The 18,799-nt window shown below is 28.0% G+C and carries 17 protein-coding genes and 1 other annotated feature; of the genes, 2 read left to right on the forward strand and 15 right to left on the reverse strand.

What is annotated here, in order from left to right; all coding sequences use genetic code 11:
- Positions 1-250 precede the first annotated feature (250 nt).
- The 5 genes from KGF50_RS14195 to hpt all read right to left on the reverse strand — a co-directional run bounded on the left by KGF50_RS14195 (position 251) and on the right by hpt (position 3,760).
- Complete coding sequence (locus KGF50_RS14195; protein ID WP_003416012.1) at positions 251-421, reverse strand: hypothetical protein; 171 nt, start codon at positions 419-421, stop codon at positions 251-253.
- Between the two features lie 189 nt (positions 422-610).
- The gene (locus KGF50_RS14200) at positions 611-832 is read right to left on the reverse strand and encodes an alpha/beta-type small acid-soluble spore protein (RefSeq protein WP_227432380.1); all 222 of its coding nucleotides are present in this window, start codon (positions 830-832) and stop codon (positions 611-613) included.
- 83 nt (positions 833-915) lie between these two features.
- Entirely contained in the window at positions 916-2,142 is a 1,227-nt protein-coding gene (locus KGF50_RS14205; protein ID WP_227848658.1) for an NAD(P)/FAD-dependent oxidoreductase, read from the reverse strand.
- 69 nt (positions 2,143-2,211) lie between these two features.
- A complete protein-coding gene (locus KGF50_RS14210; RefSeq protein ID WP_227848659.1) occupies positions 2,212-3,144 on the reverse strand; it encodes a phosphatase PAP2 family protein in 933 nt (310 codons plus the stop codon).
- Between the two features lie 88 nt (positions 3,145-3,232).
- Positions 3,233-3,760, reverse strand: coding sequence for a hypoxanthine phosphoribosyltransferase (gene hpt / locus KGF50_RS14215; RefSeq protein ID WP_227432377.1), 528 nt, complete (start codon positions 3,758-3,760; stop codon positions 3,233-3,235).
- Between the two features lie 228 nt (positions 3,761-3,988).
- Between hpt and KGF50_RS14220 the strand changes: the two genes are divergently transcribed.
- The gene (locus KGF50_RS14220; protein WP_227848660.1) at positions 3,989-5,065 is read left to right on the forward strand and encodes a pyridoxal phosphate-dependent aminotransferase; all 1,077 of its coding nucleotides are present in this window, start codon (positions 3,989-3,991) and stop codon (positions 5,063-5,065) included.
- 126 nt (positions 5,066-5,191) lie between these two features.
- On the opposite strand, the gene KGF50_RS14225 is transcribed toward KGF50_RS14220, so the two are convergent.
- The 7 genes from KGF50_RS14225 to KGF50_RS14255 all read right to left on the reverse strand — a co-directional run bounded on the left by KGF50_RS14225 (position 5,192) and on the right by KGF50_RS14255 (position 12,408).
- Positions 5,192-6,403 carry a dicarboxylate/amino acid:cation symporter gene (locus tag KGF50_RS14225; RefSeq protein WP_227848661.1) on the reverse strand — a complete coding sequence of 404 codons (1,212 nt, stop codon included), beginning with the start codon at positions 6,401-6,403 and terminating at the stop codon, positions 5,192-5,194.
- Positions 6,404-6,563: 160 nt separating this feature from the next.
- On the reverse strand, positions 6,564-6,953 hold the full coding sequence (locus KGF50_RS14230) for a DUF1232 domain-containing protein (RefSeq protein WP_227848662.1): 390 nt from the start codon (positions 6,951-6,953) through the stop codon (positions 6,564-6,566).
- Positions 6,954-7,143: 190 nt separating this feature from the next.
- A complete protein-coding gene (gene asnA, locus KGF50_RS14235; protein WP_227829214.1) occupies positions 7,144-8,145 on the reverse strand; it encodes an aspartate--ammonia ligase in 1,002 nt (333 codons plus the stop codon).
- A 58-nt stretch (positions 8,146-8,203) separates the two neighbouring features.
- Positions 8,204-8,459 (reverse strand) — a binding site (T-box leader).
- A gap of 138 nt (positions 8,460-8,597) precedes the next feature.
- Entirely contained in the window at positions 8,598-9,788 is a 1,191-nt protein-coding gene (locus KGF50_RS14240; protein ID WP_227848663.1) for a MalY/PatB family protein, read from the reverse strand.
- Positions 9,789-10,082: 294 nt separating this feature from the next.
- The gene (locus KGF50_RS14245; RefSeq protein WP_227848664.1) at positions 10,083-11,204 is read right to left on the reverse strand and encodes a M20 peptidase aminoacylase family protein; all 1,122 of its coding nucleotides are present in this window, start codon (positions 11,202-11,204) and stop codon (positions 10,083-10,085) included.
- 48 nt (positions 11,205-11,252) lie between these two features.
- Positions 11,253-11,738 (reverse strand): YjiG family protein, encoded by a 486-nt coding sequence (locus KGF50_RS14250; RefSeq protein ID WP_227482732.1) that lies wholly within the window; start codon positions 11,736-11,738, stop codon positions 11,253-11,255.
- 1 nt (position 11,739) lies between these two features.
- Positions 11,740-12,408: a nucleoside recognition domain-containing protein gene (locus tag KGF50_RS14255; RefSeq protein ID WP_227848665.1), complete on the reverse strand. Its 669-nt coding sequence runs from the start codon at positions 12,406-12,408 to the stop codon at positions 11,740-11,742.
- 387 nt (positions 12,409-12,795) lie between these two features.
- On the opposite strand from KGF50_RS14255, the gene KGF50_RS14260 reads away from it, so the two are divergent.
- Positions 12,796-14,820: a sigma 54-interacting transcriptional regulator gene (locus tag KGF50_RS14260; protein WP_227848666.1), complete on the forward strand. Its 2,025-nt coding sequence runs from the start codon at positions 12,796-12,798 to the stop codon at positions 14,818-14,820.
- A gap of 151 nt (positions 14,821-14,971) precedes the next feature.
- Here the strand turns inward: KGF50_RS14260 and KGF50_RS14265 are convergent, their stop codons facing one another.
- The 3 genes from KGF50_RS14265 to KGF50_RS14275 form a co-directional block, all read right to left on the reverse strand.
- A complete protein-coding gene (locus tag KGF50_RS14265; RefSeq protein WP_227848667.1) occupies positions 14,972-16,159 on the reverse strand; it encodes a DUF3798 domain-containing protein in 1,188 nt (395 codons plus the stop codon).
- Between the two features lie 201 nt (positions 16,160-16,360).
- On the reverse strand, positions 16,361-17,632 hold the full coding sequence (gene brnQ / locus KGF50_RS14270; RefSeq protein WP_227848669.1) for a branched-chain amino acid transport system II carrier protein: 1,272 nt from the start codon (positions 17,630-17,632) through the stop codon (positions 16,361-16,363).
- A 140-nt stretch (positions 17,633-17,772) separates the two neighbouring features.
- A complete protein-coding gene (locus KGF50_RS14275; protein WP_227848668.1) occupies positions 17,773-18,426 on the reverse strand; it encodes a pentapeptide repeat-containing protein in 654 nt (217 codons plus the stop codon).
- Between the last annotated feature and the right edge of the window lie 373 nt (positions 18,427-18,799).

Here is an 18,799-nt window from a genome sequence, read left to right on the forward strand (position 1 = left end):
TTGAAAAATTTATTACATGATACTGGTTATAATCTATCAATTCCGTATAAGTACTTAACTCCTAAGGATATAGAAGGTATTATTACACTTATCAATACTGGATCTATTGAACTTGGAAACGAGAGAATATATAATTATATATCAAAAGCATGATAAAATAAATTTATTATAAAAAGGCAATTTATTTAATATAAAAACTATTTTTTTATATTAAACAAATTGCCTTTTTAATTTTTGTTTCTATATGATATTATCCAAGAGCTTTTTCTAATTTAGATAAGTGTTGTATTGGATAATATTTCAATAGTTCTTTAAACTGTTCTACTGATAATCCTTCTGTTGTTGTATATATTCTTATTTTTTCATCTAAATCACTATTAATGAATTTATTTTTTAAATCTTCAAAGTTTACACTACTCATTTTACATCACTCCTTATGTAATATATTCATTTGTACTATTTTATCCAGATTTCTAAAATTTATTACATAAAAATATCGACATATAAAACTTAATAAAAAAAAGCTATCTCAATTTAGAAATTACTTTCTATATTTGAGATAGCTTTAGCTATAACAATAGCCTAATAGTTATAAATAATTATTTATTAACTATCTGTTGTTTTTTCCAGCCATTTGTTGCTCAGCCATTTCAACTAATTTTTTAGTCATGTATCCACCTACATAACCATTTTCTCTTGCAGTAAGGTTTCCTTTATCAACTTGTTGATAATTACTCATACCAAGTTCATTAGCTATTTCTAATTTCATTTGGTTTAAAGCTTCTTTTGCTCCTGGTACTACTGTTTTGTTGTTGTTATTGTTACTTGCCATGTTGATTACCTTCCTTCTGTTTAATTTATTTTGTGTTGCTGATAATATTATGTGATTTTAAACATTTTTAATTCAGGTAATTTTTAGCAATTAAAACCTGCCAAATATCCAGTTGAAAAAGCTATTTGCAAATTAAATCCTCCTGTGTATGCATCTATGTCTATTACTTCACCAGCAAAAAATAAACCTTCTACCAATTTTGATTCCATTGTACTTGAGTTTATCTCATTCACTTTCACTCCACCAGAAGTTATTATTGCTTCATCAATAGGTCTATATCTTTTTACTGTAAATTTCAAATTTTTTAGTAAATGAACTAAATTTTTTCTTTGTTCCCTAGAAATTTGATGAACAACTGTATCTGGAGAAATCTCACTTAAATTTATTATTATAGGTATAAGTTTTTTAGGAAGCAAATCATCCAATGCTTTTTCAAATTTTTTATTTGTATACTTTTGAAAATCTTTTTGAACTCTTTTATCTAATTTTTCTTCGTCTAATGCAGGTTTTAAATCCAGCAGTATAGTATAATTTTCTTTAGTTGTATCTTTCATCCTACAACTTGCAGACTTTATTATAGGTCCATCTAAACCGAATTTAGTAAATTCAAGTTCTCCAAAATCATTATAAACTTTCTTTTTTTTACTATTAAACACGTTTATCTCAACATTTCTTAATGATAATTTTTCCAAATCTTTTACAAAACCTTCTTGAACTTCTATACCAATCAAAGATGGTTTTGTATCCACAATAGTATGTCCCTGCGAAATAGCAAATTTATATCCATCTCCAGTAGAACCAGTAAGTGGATAACTTAATCCACCAGTTGCTATTATGACTGAATCGCACTTGATTTCTTTTTTATTGTTTAAAACTACTTTTTCGATTTTATTATTTTTAGAGATTATTTTTTCTACCCTAGAGTTCAATAATATATTTACTTTTTTGTTTTTTACTTGTTTTTCAAGAGCTTTTACAACATCAAAAGCTTTATCGCTTTCTGGAAAAACTCTTTTTCCTCTTTCTGTTTTAGTTTTTACTCCAAGATTATTAAACATACTTATTACATCATCGTTTGTATAAGTGTAAAAAGCACTATATAAGAATTTGCCATTTGTAGGCACATTTTCTATTAATTCCTCTATATCACAATCATTAGTTATATTACATCTACCTTTTCCTGTTATTGCAAGTTTCTTACCTAACTTATGATTTTTTTCAATTAAAGTTACATCAAACCCTCTTTCAGATGCAGTTGATGCTGCTATCATCCCCGCTGGTCCACCACCTATTACTACTATCTTCTTCAAATAATCACTCTTTTCTACCCTTAAATTTTTTTGAAATTAAATTAGTATCTATCAATAGAACAAATTAAATCAATTTAATTTCAAAATTTTAAATAATGCAGGAGCTCCTGCTACTCCATAAAAAACAACTAGTGTATACTTAATAAAATTCATAAAAATTATACTCATACTAGAGTCACTTATATTTAAAGTCGTTATTAATATTGAAATCAATACTTTAATACCAACGTATAAAATTCCTATTGTGACTATTCCAATCAAAAATCTACATATTCTCGAAAATATTATGTTTTTACGCTTTTTATTTTTATTGCTAAAATTAATTTTTTTATTATTATTTTCTGTAGTAAATCTAACAAATTTATCTTCAACTATATACCCAAATATAAATCCTACTAGAATACCAAATTTCTCAAAATATTCAGGGCTTTTTAGAAATATCGCTATTAATATAAATGGGATAAGTAAAGCTACAAGAAAAATATATTTTTTATTATCATCGATATAGTCAAATATTTTTACAAATAAAACTGTAAAAAATATGCCAAGTATCCAGCCAGCAATTACATCTATAGGCCAATGAACAGCTAAATATAGTCTAGATAATCCTACCCCTAAAACCATCAATACACCTAATAAACGTATATAGTTTCTTTTAAATATAGTCATAATACTAACCCAAAATGTAGTTGCAGTTTGAGTATGTGCGCTTGGAAAAGAGTATCCTCCAGCGGTAGAAACTCTCAATGATTCAAGACCTTTTGTACCTATTGGTCTAGGAGCCTTTACAAATTCTTTGATACCTAGATTCACAACAAAATTCCCAACTATCGCAAACAACATTTTTTGTCCACATTTTTTATTTACACACCAATATATAACGGCTGTAATTAATATCAATAATGGTGCTTCTGTACTTACCGTAAATACAAGAAATATAAAGTTTAAAATTGGATTTCTTAAACTCTGGAAAAATAATAATATACTCAATTGAATATCCATATAGATGTCTCCTTTACTAAAATTTTATATACTTAACTAAAAAGCACTAACTCCTACAGAGATTAGTGCTTTTAATTCACATTTAAATCTATTCTACATCCTCAACTATACCTATGTAAGGTAAATTTCTATATTTTTCAGCATAATCTATTCCATAACCAACAATGAATTTATCTTCTATAACAAATCCAACATAGTCTACAGGTATATTAGCTTTTCTTCTTTGAGGTTTATCAAGTAGAGTACATAATTTTAGAGATTTTGGATTTCTAGTTTTTAAAGCTGCAACTAGATTGCTTAATGTTAAACCAGAATCTATTATATCCTCTACAATTAACACATTCTTTCCTTCAATATCTACATCTAAGTCTTTTAATATTTTAACTGTACCAGAAGATTCTGTTGAATTTCCATAACTTGTAACACTCATAAAATCTATATTTACATCTAAATCTATACATCTTATTAAATCTGAAACAAATACACTAGCTCCTTTAAGTATACCTACTACTAGTAAATCTTCACCTTTAAAATCTTCTTCTATTTTTTTACCTAATTCATAAACTTTTGCTTTTATCTGTTCTTCTGTCAACATTTTTCCTGTAACTTTGTACATCTTGAATCCTCCCGCTTTCCATCTATTAACCTATATATTATAGCATACTAAAATATCAATTAAAATCTTTTTCATCATTTTTAAACCTAAATTAACAGCTTATCCATACTTTTTTGCTTTTTCTCTTAAAAATTTGGAATAAATATTCCTTTGTATTATAATCTATATGTAAATATATTAATCAGTTATTTTTATTAATTATATAATTTTATTTTTGGAGGTACTTTTATGAGCACAAATCATGGAGCTAATTTATATAGTTTATCTAGTAAGTATGGCTTTTCAAAAGAAGAATTTATGGATTTTAGCTCTAATATAAATCCTTTTGGTACATCAGATTTAGCCAAACAATACATTGTAAACAATATAGATATAGTATCTATGTATCCTGACCCTGATTACATAGACTTAAAAACTTCTATATCTAACTACTGTAAGTGTTCTATAGATAACATAGTACTTGGTAGTGGAGCTACAGAATTAATTTCATCTTTTATACATACAATTAACCCTAAACAAGTTCTTTTGCTTTCTCCTGTTTATTCAGAGTATGAAAAAGAACTGTCTAAAATTAATTGTTCTATAGATAAATATTTTGCTAACGAAGAAGATAATTTTCATATAGAATTAGAAAATCTTATAAAGACTATTAATTCTAAAGACTATGATTTAGTTGTAATCTGCAATCCTAGTAATCCAACTGGATTTGCATTTACTAAAATAGAAATAAGAGAATTATTAAAAAACACAGATAAGTTTTTAATGATTGATGAAACTTATGTAGAGTTTACTGATACAAATATATACTCTTCTACTCAATTAGTAGATGATTATTCTAATTTATTTGTTATAAGAGGAACATCAAAGTTTTTTTCAACACCTGGCATAAGACTTGGATATGGTCTTATATCTGATAATGATGTTAAGAATAAAATAAATAACAACTTAGATTTATGGAATATCAACATAGTGGCCTCTAAGATGGGAGAAATAATGTTTAGAGATTCAAACTTTATCTCTAATACTATTACCTTAATGAATACTGAAAGAAATTACTTACTTAGGGAGCTTAAAAGCATAGACAGCCTAGATGTATATGATACTCAAGGTAATTTTATATTATGTAAAATCAAAACACATGAATTGACATCTAAAGCCCTTCGTGAAAAACTAATTCCACAAAAAATAATAATAAGAGATTGTTACTCATTTGAAGGTTTAGATGAATACTTTTTTAGAGTATGTATATTAAAGCCTGATGAAAATAAATTATTAATATCATCTCTTAAAACAGTTTTTAAATAGAAAAAGACTAGATACAGATTAGCATAAAGAATACAAAAAGATACAATTATGAAAAACTTATAATTATAAATTATAAAAAAATGAGCTATCTCTTTTTGAGATAGCTCATTTTTATTTATTAAGAAATTAAGCGCTTTGTTTTTCTTTATTTCCTTTTTTGCTCATTCCATCATTTATCTTGTCTACAACAACTGCTATTGCATTGTCTCCTGATACATTACATGCTGTACCAAAACTATCTTGAGTTAAGTATAGAGCTATCATTAAGCTTGCAAGACCACCATCTGATGGTATTCCAACCATTGGTAAGAAAGGAAGTGCACTCATTATAGCTCCTCCTGGTGCTCCTGGTGCTGCAACCATTGCTATACCTAACATTGCAATGTAAGGGAATAACACATCGATTCCATGTGGCATACCATTCATCATTAAAACCGCTGTTGTAAATCCTGTTATAGATATCATACTGCCTGATAAATGTATTGTTGCACAAAGAGGTACAACGAATTCTCTTATTTGTTTACTTACTCCATTGTTTTCTGCACAACCAACATTAACTGGTATAGTTGCTGCTGAAGATTGAGTACCTATAGCTGTTAAATATCCAGGTATTTGATTTTTTAACATTTTGATTGGATTCTTTCCTGAGAATGCTCCTGCTGCTGTGAATTGACATGCCATATATACAAAGTGTAATGGTATTACTACTAAATAAACCTTCCAGAATACTCCTAATATTGTCCATACTTGTCCTGCTATAGTTATATTCGCAAAAGTTCCTGCTATGTATAATGGTAATAAAGGTATAATTACTGTTGACAACGTTTTCGTTACGATTTCTTGGAATTCTTGGAAGAAATTAAATAGAACTTCTCCTTTTCCATGATTTCTCAAAGCTGATATTCCAAGCCCCATTACAAATGCAAACACTATTGCTGCTGTTACATCTACCATAGGCTCTAGTGGAATTGTAAATATTGGTGCTAACATTCCTGCTTCTGGGTCTCCAATTTGACTTGCTACACTTGCATCAATAAAATTTGGAAATATTAACATAGACACTGCAAATGACAATACTCCTGCAATTAAAGTAGAACCATATGCTATTCCTGTAGTTATTCCTAATAACTTTCCTGCTCCTGTTGCTAAGTCAGCTATTCCTGCTGTTACAAATCCTATAATTATAAATGGTATAACAAACTTTAAGAATGCTGAGAATAAAGTACTAACTGTTACTAATATTTGAACTATTATTTCTGGTGCATAACTTCCGATTAAAATACCGACTATGATACCGATGATTAGTTTAGGCACTAAACCTATCTTTTTCTTACTCATAACTTTTACCCTCCATAAATTTTTTAGATTAAGTATTCTTGTACATTGAATACTTTGTCAATCATTGAATCCCCACTTCTTATGATAATAGAGTTTTATCTCTCCGTCAACAATTTAACCATTTTTTGTTAATAAAAAAAAGAATAACACATATAAAATGTTATTCTTCTTCATCTTTTATAGAAAATTCTACATTTTCAATTATATTTGAATGTTTCTCCTTTTTTGCAATGATTCTGTATTTATTAATTTCTTCATTCACAATACCTATGCTCCAAATTAATACTATAGCATCATCTATAAATCCAAATACTCCAGCAATCATTTCAGGTATTATATCAATACCAGATACAAAATAGGATACAGTAAAAACTAATACAGAAACTACTTTGACCTTATTAATTATATTTATTCTTTTATCTGTCATAAAATCTGGTAGTTTAAGTAAATCAAATATAAAAAGTAATCCAAACTTAGCATTTTTAAATCTTACTAAAATTTTTTTTAAAGTATCTAAAATTATATCAATAACTCTTTTTAAAAGTTCCATATTTATCACCTCTTATAATCATAGGTTACTCTACATTATAACCGATATAATTAATTTGATGAATATTTTAGATATAAATTTATTAATTAGTTTATACTTAAATTGTATTGCTTACATATGGAATGTTATATCTTAACTTAAGTATTTTAAATCATTTATAATTTTTTTAATAATATCAATTTATTTTTAATTATAACAACTCTATTCCTGCATTTCTAAAATTTTCAATCATATCTTGTGGCCATACTCCAACTTGCACTTCACCTATATGTGCCTTTTGCAAGAAATACATACATATTCTCGATTGACCAATTCCTCCACCAATTGTATATGGAAGCTCACCATTTAAAAGCATTTTGTGATAATCAAATTCTTTTCTATCTTCACATCCAGCAAGCTTTAACTGTCTATCTAGTGATTCTTCATCAACTCTAATTCCCATTGATGATAATTCTAATGCAGAATCTAGAACAGGGTTATAAAATAGTATATCTCCATTTAATTCCCAGTCATCATAATCTGGACTTCTTCCATCATGTTTTTCTCCTGATATTAATGTCTTTCCTATTTGTGTTATAAATACAGCTTTTTTATCTTTTACAATTTTATCTTCTCTTTCTTTAGGAGATAACTCTGGATACATATCTTCTAGTTCCTGTGATGTTATAAATGTTATTTCTTCTGGTAAAATTTCTTTTATACCTTCATACATACTACACACAAATATTTCAGTATCTTTAAATACTCCATATAATCTTTTTACAACATCTTCCAAAGTTTTTTCATTTCTGCTACTTTTTTCTATAACTAATTCCCAGTCCCATTGGTCTACATATAAAGAATGTATATTATCCAATTCTTCATTTTTTCTTATTGCATTCATATCTGTATATAAACCACTTCCAACTGCAAAACCATATTTTTTAAGAGCTAATCTCTTCCATTTTGCAAGTGATTGAACAATTTCTGCATTTTTATCCATAAATGGTATATCAAAGCTTACTGCTTTTTCTCCATTTAAATTATCATTTGCCCCTGTCTCAGGCAATACAAATAGTGGTGAAGAAACTCTTATTAGATTTAACTCATTACTCAATCTCATTTCAAAGAAATCTTTTAATTTTTTTATAGCTACTTGTGTATCAATTACATTTAGACTGCTTTTATAATCTTTTGGTATTATTGTACTCATACTATTCACTCCCTATATTTTATATATTTTTCCATTAAAAAAACCTCTCATCCCTATAAAAAGGGACGAAAGGTTGCTTTTCCGCGGTACCACCCTGATTAGTTTGAAATAAATTCAAACCCAGCTCATAATGTACAGATATTACTCGATACATCCCAATATGATAACGGTTTGGTTCCGACTAAGCCTACTCTTTTAAAATTTCAGTTAGCAACTCCAGGATGTTCTTCACTATAGACTTCATATTGGTCTCACACCATCACCAACTCGCTTTAATTACATTCTATACCTACTCTTCCTTTCAACGTCTTTAAAGTTTTATTTTTACTTTAATAAAAGTTAACTTTTATGTTTTCTATTTATTCATAATAGTATGATAAGTGATTAGTTAAATTTTGTCAAGTTTATTATTTTTTATTTTTTTGTATACTTTATAAATTTTTACCTATGCTTTATAAGTTTTCAAATGTAGTTTTTAATCTATCCATACCTTCTTTTAATAGAGATTGTGGGCATGCTACATTTATTCTTTCAAACCCAATACCTTCTTTTCCAAATATATAACCTTCATCAAATAATACATTGGCTTTTTTAAACATTAAATCTTCAAGTTCTACTTCATTTAATCCATAAGCATTAAAGTCTAGCCAAACTAGATATGTTCCTTCTGGATAAACAAGTTTAACTTTTGGTAAGTTTTCTTTTAAATATTCATCAATAAATTTTATATTATTATCTAGATATTGATTTAATTCATCAAGCCAATCTTCACTTTCATTATATGCTGCTATAGTAGCTACAATAGCAAAAGGATTTGGTGAAGTACCAACTCCAACAGCTGTAACTTCATCTAGATACTTTTTCTTTAATTCTTTATTATTCACTATTATATTGGATAATTGCATTCCAGCTAAATTGAATGTCTTACTTGGAGCTATACATGTAACTATCTTCTCTTTATATTCTGGGCATAATGATTGTAAAGGAGTATGTTTAAATCCTTTTCGAATTAAGTCAGAATGTATTTCATCTGCTATTATCCATAAGTCATATTTTTTGCATATTTCTACAACCTTTTTTAATTCTTCTTCTCTCCATACTCTACCAACAGGATTGTGGGGACTACAAAGTACAAGTACTTTATTATTGTCACACTTAGCTTTTTCTTCTAAATCAGCATAATCCATTCTATAAGTTCCATTTTCATATATTAGAGAATTGTTTACAACTTCCCTATTATTACTTTTTATCTTTGCTTCAAATGGATAATATACTGGTTTTTGAACTATTACTCCTTCTCCAGAGTTTGTTAATATTCTTACTAAAATAGCAACAGCAGGTACAACTCCAGGACTAAAAACAATATCTTCTCTATTTACTTCCCAGTTAAATCTTCTTTTGTACCACCCACAAACTGCATCAAAATATCTATCACTATTATTAGAACTATATCCAAATATTTTATGGTCAATTTTTTTATGTAATGCTTCTATTATTGGTTCTGCACATTCAAAATCCATATCTGCAATCCAAAAAGGTAAACCATCTTTTTGTGCTTTTGGTGAACAATTAGTTCTGAAATCCCACTTTACACAGTCTGTTCCTACTCTGTCTACAACTCTATCAAAATTATATTTATTCATTTAAGCCTCCTAAAAATATAAATTCTATAAATATTAAATTTGTCACTACTTGTAATCTAATGACATTTTATCACTCTACACACTATAATAATAACACTTTTTGCTCTAATAGATTTAAAATATACATATTTTTCCTATGATAGATTTTTTCGATATTATAAACACAACTTCACTACAACAAAATAAAAAGAGACTATTTATGTCAATAATATTGCAACTAACATAAAAATCTCTTTTCATATTTCTAATTTCATATTCCTAAATTTTTTTAATTATAGAGAAATTAATTTAATGCTATCCTAATCTCTTTTCAACTAGCCTACACCATATATCCACCCCATATTCTAAAGCTTTAGTATCAAATGTCACATTAGGATTGTGGAATCCTGGTGTAGCATCAGCACCCAGTCCAATATATGTAGTCTTACATTTTAGTTTTTGAGTATAATAGTGAAAATCTTCTCCACCAGAGTTTTTAAATACGCCTATAGATGCATCTTCACCAAGTACATCTTTGATAGTCTCTTCAGCTAAATTTACAAGACCTTCATCAAACTCTGCTGCTGGAACTCCATCTTTTGAAAGCAATATAGCCTCTGCATTTATGGAACTTGCAGCAGTTTTTATAGCATGAATAGCTTTTTCTTTTAATTCTTCTATTATTTCATTACTCTCTGCTCTTATATCTAAAGCCATAAAAGCTTCATCTGGTATATTATTATATGTTTCCCCTTTAACTGATATATTTGTAACTTTAATAGAATTTGGAACAGCTGGATTTACTCTTATTGCATTTATTGCATTTACTGCTAAACAAACAGCATCTACTGCATTTACACCTAAGTGTGGCTTAGAACCATGACAAGTAATACCTTTAATAGTAAATTCCATTATACAACTAGCACAATGATACATTGCAGGTATAGCCTTTCCTAATCTACAATCTTGACCAGGTCTTAAATGCATACCTACCATCTCTTCAACATCATCTAATAAACCAGAATCTATTACTCTCAATGCCCCATAAAGTTTTTCTTCACCTGGTTGAAAAATTATTTTAAGTTTTCCTTTTTTTACTAAGTCCCTTTCTTTTATTAAGCTCGCAGCTGTTAGAAGCATTGAAGTATGTCCATCATGACCACAAGCATGTATCATTTTCTTTTCTCCATCTATTATAAATTCTAATGCATCTATATCTGCCCTTATAGCAAATACTGGCCCTTCTTTTTTAGAATCTATTGTTACTATAATACCAGTTCCTGCAACTCCTTCATCTATATTTTCAAATCCCATTTTTTTAAGCTCTTCTAAAATAAATGTAGATGTCTTGTATTCTTCAAATCCTTTTTCTGGAATTGTATGCAAATAATCATACACCTTATGTACATAGTCAATATAACTTTTATTATTTTCCATAATATAATACCTCCATAAATTTTAATTTTACTCTATATTACTTGTTGTCTATACTACAAAATAGTTCATTATAAGCATTGCAATACATCCATTTAAAGTTGCTATTATAAACATATGTGGATAGTATTTAGTTTTTAATTCAGCTGTTCCTAACAACCTACCCATAAATTGTATCTGAGCCCCTGAAAGTAATAACATTGGTAAAAGTATTGCAACATGTGCTTGATTTATTTGACCTGCTGTAAACAAGCCAGCTATTACCCCAGAAGCTCCTCCCATTGATATAAATATTGTCATTATTGCAGTTGCTGCAACGCCTGGAAGTCCAAATATACTCATTACAGGTGTGAAAATTGTTCCTATTATATCTAAAAGACCAGTTAAATTGAATATAGAAATTATAGCAAAACCAAATATAACATTTGGAGCCATTGAATTTGTGCTTATTTGAAACCCATTTCTAGCTCCACCAATAAATGCATCTATCACATTTCCTTTTTTAACTTTTACCTCTTTTTTTGCTATATCACTCATATTAAGCTTCCTCCTTCTCGAATTTATTTAAGTATAATCTAAGTAAGTTTGCTCCAACAAATTTCATAATTAATATTAAGGCAAGTGGTATAAATATTGGAACATCACCTATAAATGGAAATAATGCTGCTCCTGAGGCAAAGAAATTTGTGATTGCTGATGCGCCAGAAAATTGAAATGCACAGAAAACAGCTTTTTGCTTTTCATCTATATATCCATCATCTTTAAGTTCCTTAGTCATAGATGCAGCAGCGTCTGTAGATTGTAAACTAGCTATTAAAGTTAATCCTGCAAATCCAGGTAATCCTAGTAATGGTTTTAATAGTGGACTAAGAAGTTTTTGTGCTGCTTTCATACCATCTAAGTGGTCTATAACTCTAACTATTCCAAGTGCAAACATAACTGATGGTATTAAAGTTAACGCATATAGCCATCCATCACGAGGACCAGTCCCTCCATCCCCTCTGAAGTTTGCAGCTAATGTACCTACACCATCATTAACTGTTCCCAATGAACCAAAGTTTCCTAATACATTATTAAAATCTAGTACTTTTAATGCTCCAGGTGCATCTTTAAATATTCCTGAAAAGAATAATGCTCCTAATATTAATGCTACATACCCATACCACTTAACTTCTACTTTTTCTGTTGTTGATTCTAGTTTGCTCATATAAATTCTCCCTCCTGCTTAAATAAATTTTATTAGTACACCTTTTTATTAAGCAAAACCCATGCCAATACTTTAATAATAATATTTTTTCATTTATTTTTTTATAGTTAATTTTTTACATCATATAAACTGCTTGCAATTGCTAACTTTTTAAATTTATATTTATGTACCTTTTGTTGACATACAGTAGAAAAATCTTTATATTATAAAGATTTCTCTCTATAATTTTTCAAACTAATTTTATAAACAGGATTTTATAGGATAAAAACCTACAAAAACCTATTATTTGGACAAATATATAAATTTATCATGTTATTTGTTGTATAATATAACTTGTTCTGCTCTTAAAAAAGCAAACTAAATATTACCTTAGTTAGGAGAAATAAAATGGACAGAAAAAAATTAATCCTTATAACATATGATAAATTAAATGCTGACCACTACAAAGAAGAGTTAATAAGCTTTTTTGGAGATGAAATAAGTATAGAAACACAAAACATACTTGATGGTATAAAAGAGAATTTAGAGGGCGATGTAGTTCTTTCTCTATCACCTTTAACCAGTAATTTTTTAATAAAGCACTTTAAGGAAGATATTGAAATTATCCATGGAACAAAAGCACTTTCAAAGCTTGGATATGATAAAATGATGAAACTACCTCCAGATACAAAATCATTACTTATGACTACAAATAAAACTTCAGCGTTTGAAATGGCTACTTATCTATATAAAATAGGAATAAATCATATCGATTTTGTACCAACATACCCAAACTGTGAAGAAATATATGATTTAGATACAGCTATAACACCAGGCCAGACTAGATTTATACCAAAATACATAAAAAATATAGTTGACTTGGGTTGGAGAAAAATTTCATTAGATACATATATGTCGTTACTAGTAGTATTAAAGTTAAAAAACGAGAAATTTATAGAAAAACTATACAAGCTATCTAAGGAAATACTTAGTCATGACTTTTTAAATACATCATTAGATAATATATCTAAATTAAAAACTATACTCTATATGACTATTGACGAAATTGGAGATGGATTAATATTTTTCAATACATTCAACAAGGTTACATTTGTAAATAAATCTTTACTAAGCATGTTAGAATTAGATGAAAGGCTCATAAAGTCTCCTTCTCTAATGGAATATTTACCAAAAAGTTTTTTAGATAAAATCACAAAAAACTTAGACATAGATAATATGATTATATATATAGATGAAATAGACAAGAAATTTATACTATCAAAAAAACCATTTTATCTTTATAAAAATATAGAAGGTTGCTTAATCACACTAAAAGATGTAAGCAAGATAGAAATACTAGAGCAAAAAATAAGAAGTGACTCTGTTAAAAGAGGTTATATAGCCAAGTACAAGTTCAATAATATAATTGGAAATAGTGCTGTTATAAAGGATTGTATTAAAAAAGCAAAAAAAATGGCACTCACAGATAACCCCATACTAATAACTGGCGAAACAGGTACTGGTAAAGAAGCCTTTACTCAATCAATACACAACCATTCTCATAGAAAAAATAAACCTTTTGTTGCAATAAATTGTGCTTCACTACCAAGTGAGTTACTTGAAAGTGAACTATTTGGATATGAAGATGGTTCTTTTACTGGAGCAAAAAAAGGTGGAAAGAGGGGATTGTTTGAATTAGCTCATACTGGAACCATATTTTTAGATGAGATAGGAGATATGCCACATGATTTACAAGTAAAGCTCTTAAGAGTTTTACAAGAAAAAGAAATAAGGAAAATTGGTGGTACAAATATTATTCCAATTGATGTAAGAATACTAGCTGCTACAAATAAGGACTTAGAAAAACTAATTTTAGAAAATAAGTTTAGAATGGATTTGTTTTACAGGATAAGTATGTTCACTTTAGAGTTACCTCCTCTTAGAAACAGATTGGAAGACATACCGCTTCTTTTGGAATCATTTTTAAAAGAACTTCCCTATAAAAATATTAAACTTGATAAAAGCCTATTAATGGCTTTAAATTCTTATCCTTGGATGGGCAATATTAGAGAATTAAGAAATTGTATTGAATATATGGCTTATATGGGTTCTAATCAACTTACAATAAATGACTTGCCACAAAATATATCTTCAAAATTAAATAATCATAATATGTTAGGAAATATATCTATATTTCATGATTTAAATCAATATGACAAAAACATATGTATTGCTATCCTAAAATCACTATATATAAAGCCTATGGGAAGAGCAAAACTTATGAAATTTATGGAACATAATGTTACAGAATATGAAGTAAGAAATATGCTAGAATATTTAACTTCTAATGAATATCTAAATCCTGGTAAAGGAAGAAAAGGTACTTCTATTACTGAAAAAGGTATAAAAATTATAGAAAATAATATAGTTTAATTTTATAGTAATTCAAATTTACTACTTTAAGGCTTATATCTATAGTTATAAATATTATTTTACTATAACTTATTATAAATTAACAAAATATACTTTCCGCAAAAAAGCTATGAAATAATAATTTTTATTATTAGTTTCATAGCTTTTAATATTAATATATTAATTGATTTAATATTACTGATTGATAATTATAAAGTGTATCTGTTAAAGGTATAAACTCTGAACCAATACCAAATTTTAATTCTGCAAACGCCTCTAAATAGTCTGGGTCACATACATCTTCCTGTGTTAAATCTTGAAGTACCATTTCAGTCGCAAGATAAGTTGCTAATGATGGTATAAAAGCATCCATTGGCATAGGATATCCACCAAGTCTATTTGACATGCCAGCAGCTTTAGCCTTTTCACTTATCATATCATTTATCTTGTCATAATTTTGAGCATCCTTTTTAGCTATTTTAAGTCCCATAACTCTAGGATACGTATCTACTGGTGATGGATTACTTTGCTCTGCAACTATATATTTTAACTCTAAAGCTTTAGTTAATATAACTTCATCCATATACTCATTTACGCCAAATACATTTATATCTTTTCCATACTTCTTAACTTGTTTGTCAATATCTTCATTTAAAAATTGCTTCATTTTGACTTTATCTTCTTCTGTATTTACATTTGGTGTATCAACTTGTACAAATTGCATTCCTAAATTTCTACAAGTCTCTTTAATTTTTTCCAGTCTTTTAGCGATATTGGCATCTTTCAAATCATCCTTAGATGCATAATGAATAAAAACTTTTGCTCCCAATTCCTTTGAACGTTCAGCTAATAACTTTCCTCTTCCCTCTGTATCAATCCCTAGATTTACATCTACATATTGACTCAATTGGTTTTTGTCCTCTCCCATTGGAGCTGAAATAGTTACTATTTCTGGACGTTTTTCTTTTACCTTTTGTAATGCTGGTAAAAGGCCTGCTTGGTCTGTTGATACTACAATCGCCTGAATTTCTTCGTCATCAGCCAATTTTACTATTTCATTTATAGACTTATCTATATTAGAAGTAAAGTTTTCTGGCAACACAACATGTTTTATAGTTCGCTCAACTCTAGTTTCACCATCTTTTTCTTTATCAGTTTCATTAGCTTCCTTATACTCTTTTGCTAAATCTTCTACTATATTGTATTGTACTTTATTTTCAGATAATGGCTGAGTTACTACTGCAACTTTAAAATCATCAATGGTTTTCTCTTTATCATTTTTGCCTGTAATTAAGCTACAGCCCGTAAGTCCAATGATTAAACATATAGATAGCATAAATGCTGTTATTTTTTTAAGCATTAGTTAAAACCTCCTAAATTTGTACTTTCTTATCACTATTACTAATTTTATCATACTTCAAAGAAAAATTATATTATAAAAAATTATATCCCAACTATTAAAATCCAATCTAAAAAGTACTATAGGCAGATTAGATTTTAATTAAATCTACCCATAGTACTAAAAAATTATATATTATAAAATTAAATTAATTATAAATTACTATGCTATTTGTTTGTTGCTTTTTATGAAGTTACCAACTATTCCACCCAATATAGCTGGTATTACCCAGTTAAAGCCCAAACCTGCAAGTGGTAAACTTTGTATAAATGGAACAGCTCCTGTCATTCCATTTACAGCTGATAATACACTAACTACTAATGTAACATATGCTGCACCTTTAAATGCATTATCATTTTTTATATGCTTACCAGCCAATTCCATGATAACTATTGCTAATAAAACAGGATATATTGTTTGTAGAATTGGAACTGATATAGCTATTATAGCATCAACACCCAAATTAGATATAAGCATACTAGCCACACATATACCTATAACTAGTTGTTTGTAAGTTGCTTTACTTATTCCTTCAAAATAAGTTGAAATTGATGCTGTTAGACCTGTAGAAGTAGTTAAACAGGCAAGTGCTACAATTACACCTAGAATTATCTTTCCTACTTGGCCATATAATAGTATACTAGTTATCTCAACTAATAAAGATGCTTGAGGTATGCTAGTATCATATAAAGTTGAAGCTGTTGCTCCTAGATAAGTAAGACCACCATATACTAATGCTAGGAATACACAGGCTACAAAACCAGCTTTAATAGTCATACCTATTTGGTCTTTATCTGATGTATATCCTTTAGCTACTATAGACATTAACATTATAGTAGCCATAGAAGCTGCACCTAGAGCATCCATTGTTTGGTAACCTTGTGATATACCTTCACCAAATAGATTTTTATCTATCATATGTTCTGGACTCATAGGTCCTGCTGGAGATATTATCCCTTTTACAATTAGAACAAATAATACTAATAATAACGCTGGAGTTAAATATTTACCTATTATGTCTATAACTTTAGAAGACCTAATCGTAAATGCTAAAGTTAAACCAAAGAATATTACTGAAAATACTGCTTTAGCTACTGCTCCATGATCTCCAAATATAGGTATAATACCCATTTCATATGTTGTCGCACAAGTTCTTGGTATAACAAGAAGTGCTAAACATGCTAGAGCAGCTACACTCATTACTCTTGCTAATCCTTTACCTGCTCTTCTAAGTACATCATCCATGCTTCCTTTACATCTTGCTGTTGCTATAATAACAAGCATTGCTATACCAGCATCTGCAACAACAAAGCCAACAAGAGGAATTAACCAGTCTTTACCGGATTCCATTCCTAAAAATGGAGGGAACATAAGATTTCCTGCGCCAAAGAACATAGAAAACAAAGCAAAACCAACTATAAAAATATCTCTCATCTGCTTACTCACACCAAACTACCCCCTTTGAAAATATTTTGAATATTAAGATAATCTTACTTTATTTTCATAAAAATGTCAATCTGGTAAAAATTCTCACATTGTTAACGTTTTCCCAATTTAATATTTGCATATAATTTTCATTTTATGATAATTCCCATCAGTTTTGTTAAATCGATTGCTTGCGACACATCAAAACAAGCTCCTCTAATATCATTTATTCCTACTTCAATACCTTCAATATTATTAGTAGTAAAATCTACTCCAGAAAGTTTAGTTCCATTAAAATTCGCTTTTTTTAAATTTGTATACTCGAATACTAAATTTTCATTTTTTACTTCCTGAAATACAGAATTTTCAAAATTTGAATCTAAAATAGAAACTGTCTTAAACTTAGAAAACGAGAAGTTAGAATATCTACCTAAAACATCCTTAAATAATACGTTTTTAAGTATACAATCATCCAATCTAACTCCTATTAATTTACTGTCTTTAAATTCAACTCTGTATATACTTCCTCCATCGAAAGATGTATTAGATAAATTACAGTTTTCAAATACTACATCAAGTAAGTCAATCTTTTTTAAATTACAATTTTCAAAGGATACATTTCTAAATATACAAGATTCAAAACTTGCTCTTGTAATATCCAAATCACTTATAACCTCATTTTCTATAGTTTTATTAAATATTTTTTCATCATTGAATATATCATCTAATATAGCTTCAATATTTTCAACATTTTCTAATTCTCCTGTAAATTTAGGCTTTTGTACTTTAATAATCTTAGTCATTTTCTCCTCCACTATAAATTATATTATTTTTAAATTGATTTTTATTATTATATTAAGCTATTATATGTACTTTCAATATATTAAAAAGTTTTTACGAAACATTCTTGTATTCAGTACATTTATAATTATATCACAAACTTATTTCTAATGAATTTCCATTAATAGTATAAATGTTATAGAAGTATAACGTTTATTATACTTCTGTAACATTTATCTTTAGAAATAATTATTTTTTATAAAAAATTACCTCAATTTTTTATAAAATCGACAAAAAAAACGAATAATTTCTTTAAATTTATTGTAAATAATACAATATTACGATATAATACAACAGAAAAACAAATAGAAAATGTTCATATAATATTAGTAATAT

Origin of the sequence: Clostridioides sp. ZZV15-6598 (assembly GCF_020657705.1) — a bacterium.
Classification (GTDB): Bacteria; Bacillota; Clostridia; order Peptostreptococcales; family Peptostreptococcaceae; genus Clostridioides; species Clostridioides difficile_F.

Coding starts and splice junctions, on each gene's coding strand:
- KGF50_RS14260 (WP_227848666.1), top strand. CDS start 12,796: ATGGACAGAAAAAAATTAATCCTTATAACATATGATAAATTAAATGCT.
- KGF50_RS14225 (WP_227848661.1), bottom strand. CDS start 6,403: ATGAGTAAGAAAAAGATAGGTTTAGTGCCTAAACTAATCATCGGTATC.
- KGF50_RS14200 (WP_227432380.1), bottom strand. CDS start 832: ATGGCAAGTAACAATAACAACAACAAAACAGTAGTACCAGGAGCAAAA.
- brnQ (WP_227848669.1), bottom strand. CDS start 17,632: ATGAGAGATATTTTTATAGTTGGTTTTGCTTTGTTTTCTATGTTCTTT.
- KGF50_RS14275 (WP_227848668.1), bottom strand. CDS start 18,426: ATGACTAAGATTATTAAAGTACAAAAGCCTAAATTTACAGGAGAATTA.
- KGF50_RS14250 (WP_227482732.1), bottom strand. CDS start 11,738: ATGAGTGATATAGCAAAAAAAGAGGTAAAAGTTAAAAAAGGAAATGTG.
- KGF50_RS14195 (WP_003416012.1), bottom strand. CDS start 421: ATGAGTAGTGTAAACTTTGAAGATTTAAAAAATAAATTCATTAATAGT.
- KGF50_RS14255 (WP_227848665.1), bottom strand. CDS start 12,408: ATGAGCAAACTAGAATCAACAACAGAAAAAGTAGAAGTTAAGTGGTAT.
- KGF50_RS14265 (WP_227848667.1), bottom strand. CDS start 16,159: ATGCTTAAAAAAATAACAGCATTTATGCTATCTATATGTTTAATCATT.
- KGF50_RS14240 (WP_227848663.1), bottom strand. CDS start 9,788: ATGAATAAATATAATTTTGATAGAGTTGTAGACAGAGTAGGAACAGAC.
- KGF50_RS14230 (WP_227848662.1), bottom strand. CDS start 6,953: ATGGAACTTTTAAAAAGAGTTATTGATATAATTTTAGATACTTTAAAA.
- asnA (WP_227829214.1), bottom strand. CDS start 8,145: ATGAGTACAATAATACCAAAAGATTATAAAAGCAGTCTAAATGTAATT.
- KGF50_RS14220 (WP_227848660.1), top strand. CDS start 3,989: ATGAGCACAAATCATGGAGCTAATTTATATAGTTTATCTAGTAAGTAT.
- hpt (WP_227432377.1), bottom strand. CDS start 3,760: ATGTACAAAGTTACAGGAAAAATGTTGACAGAAGAACAGATAAAAGCA.
- KGF50_RS14210 (WP_227848659.1), bottom strand. CDS start 3,144: ATGGATATTCAATTGAGTATATTATTATTTTTCCAGAGTTTAAGAAAT.
- KGF50_RS14245 (WP_227848664.1), bottom strand. CDS start 11,204: ATGGAAAATAATAAAAGTTATATTGACTATGTACATAAGGTGTATGAT.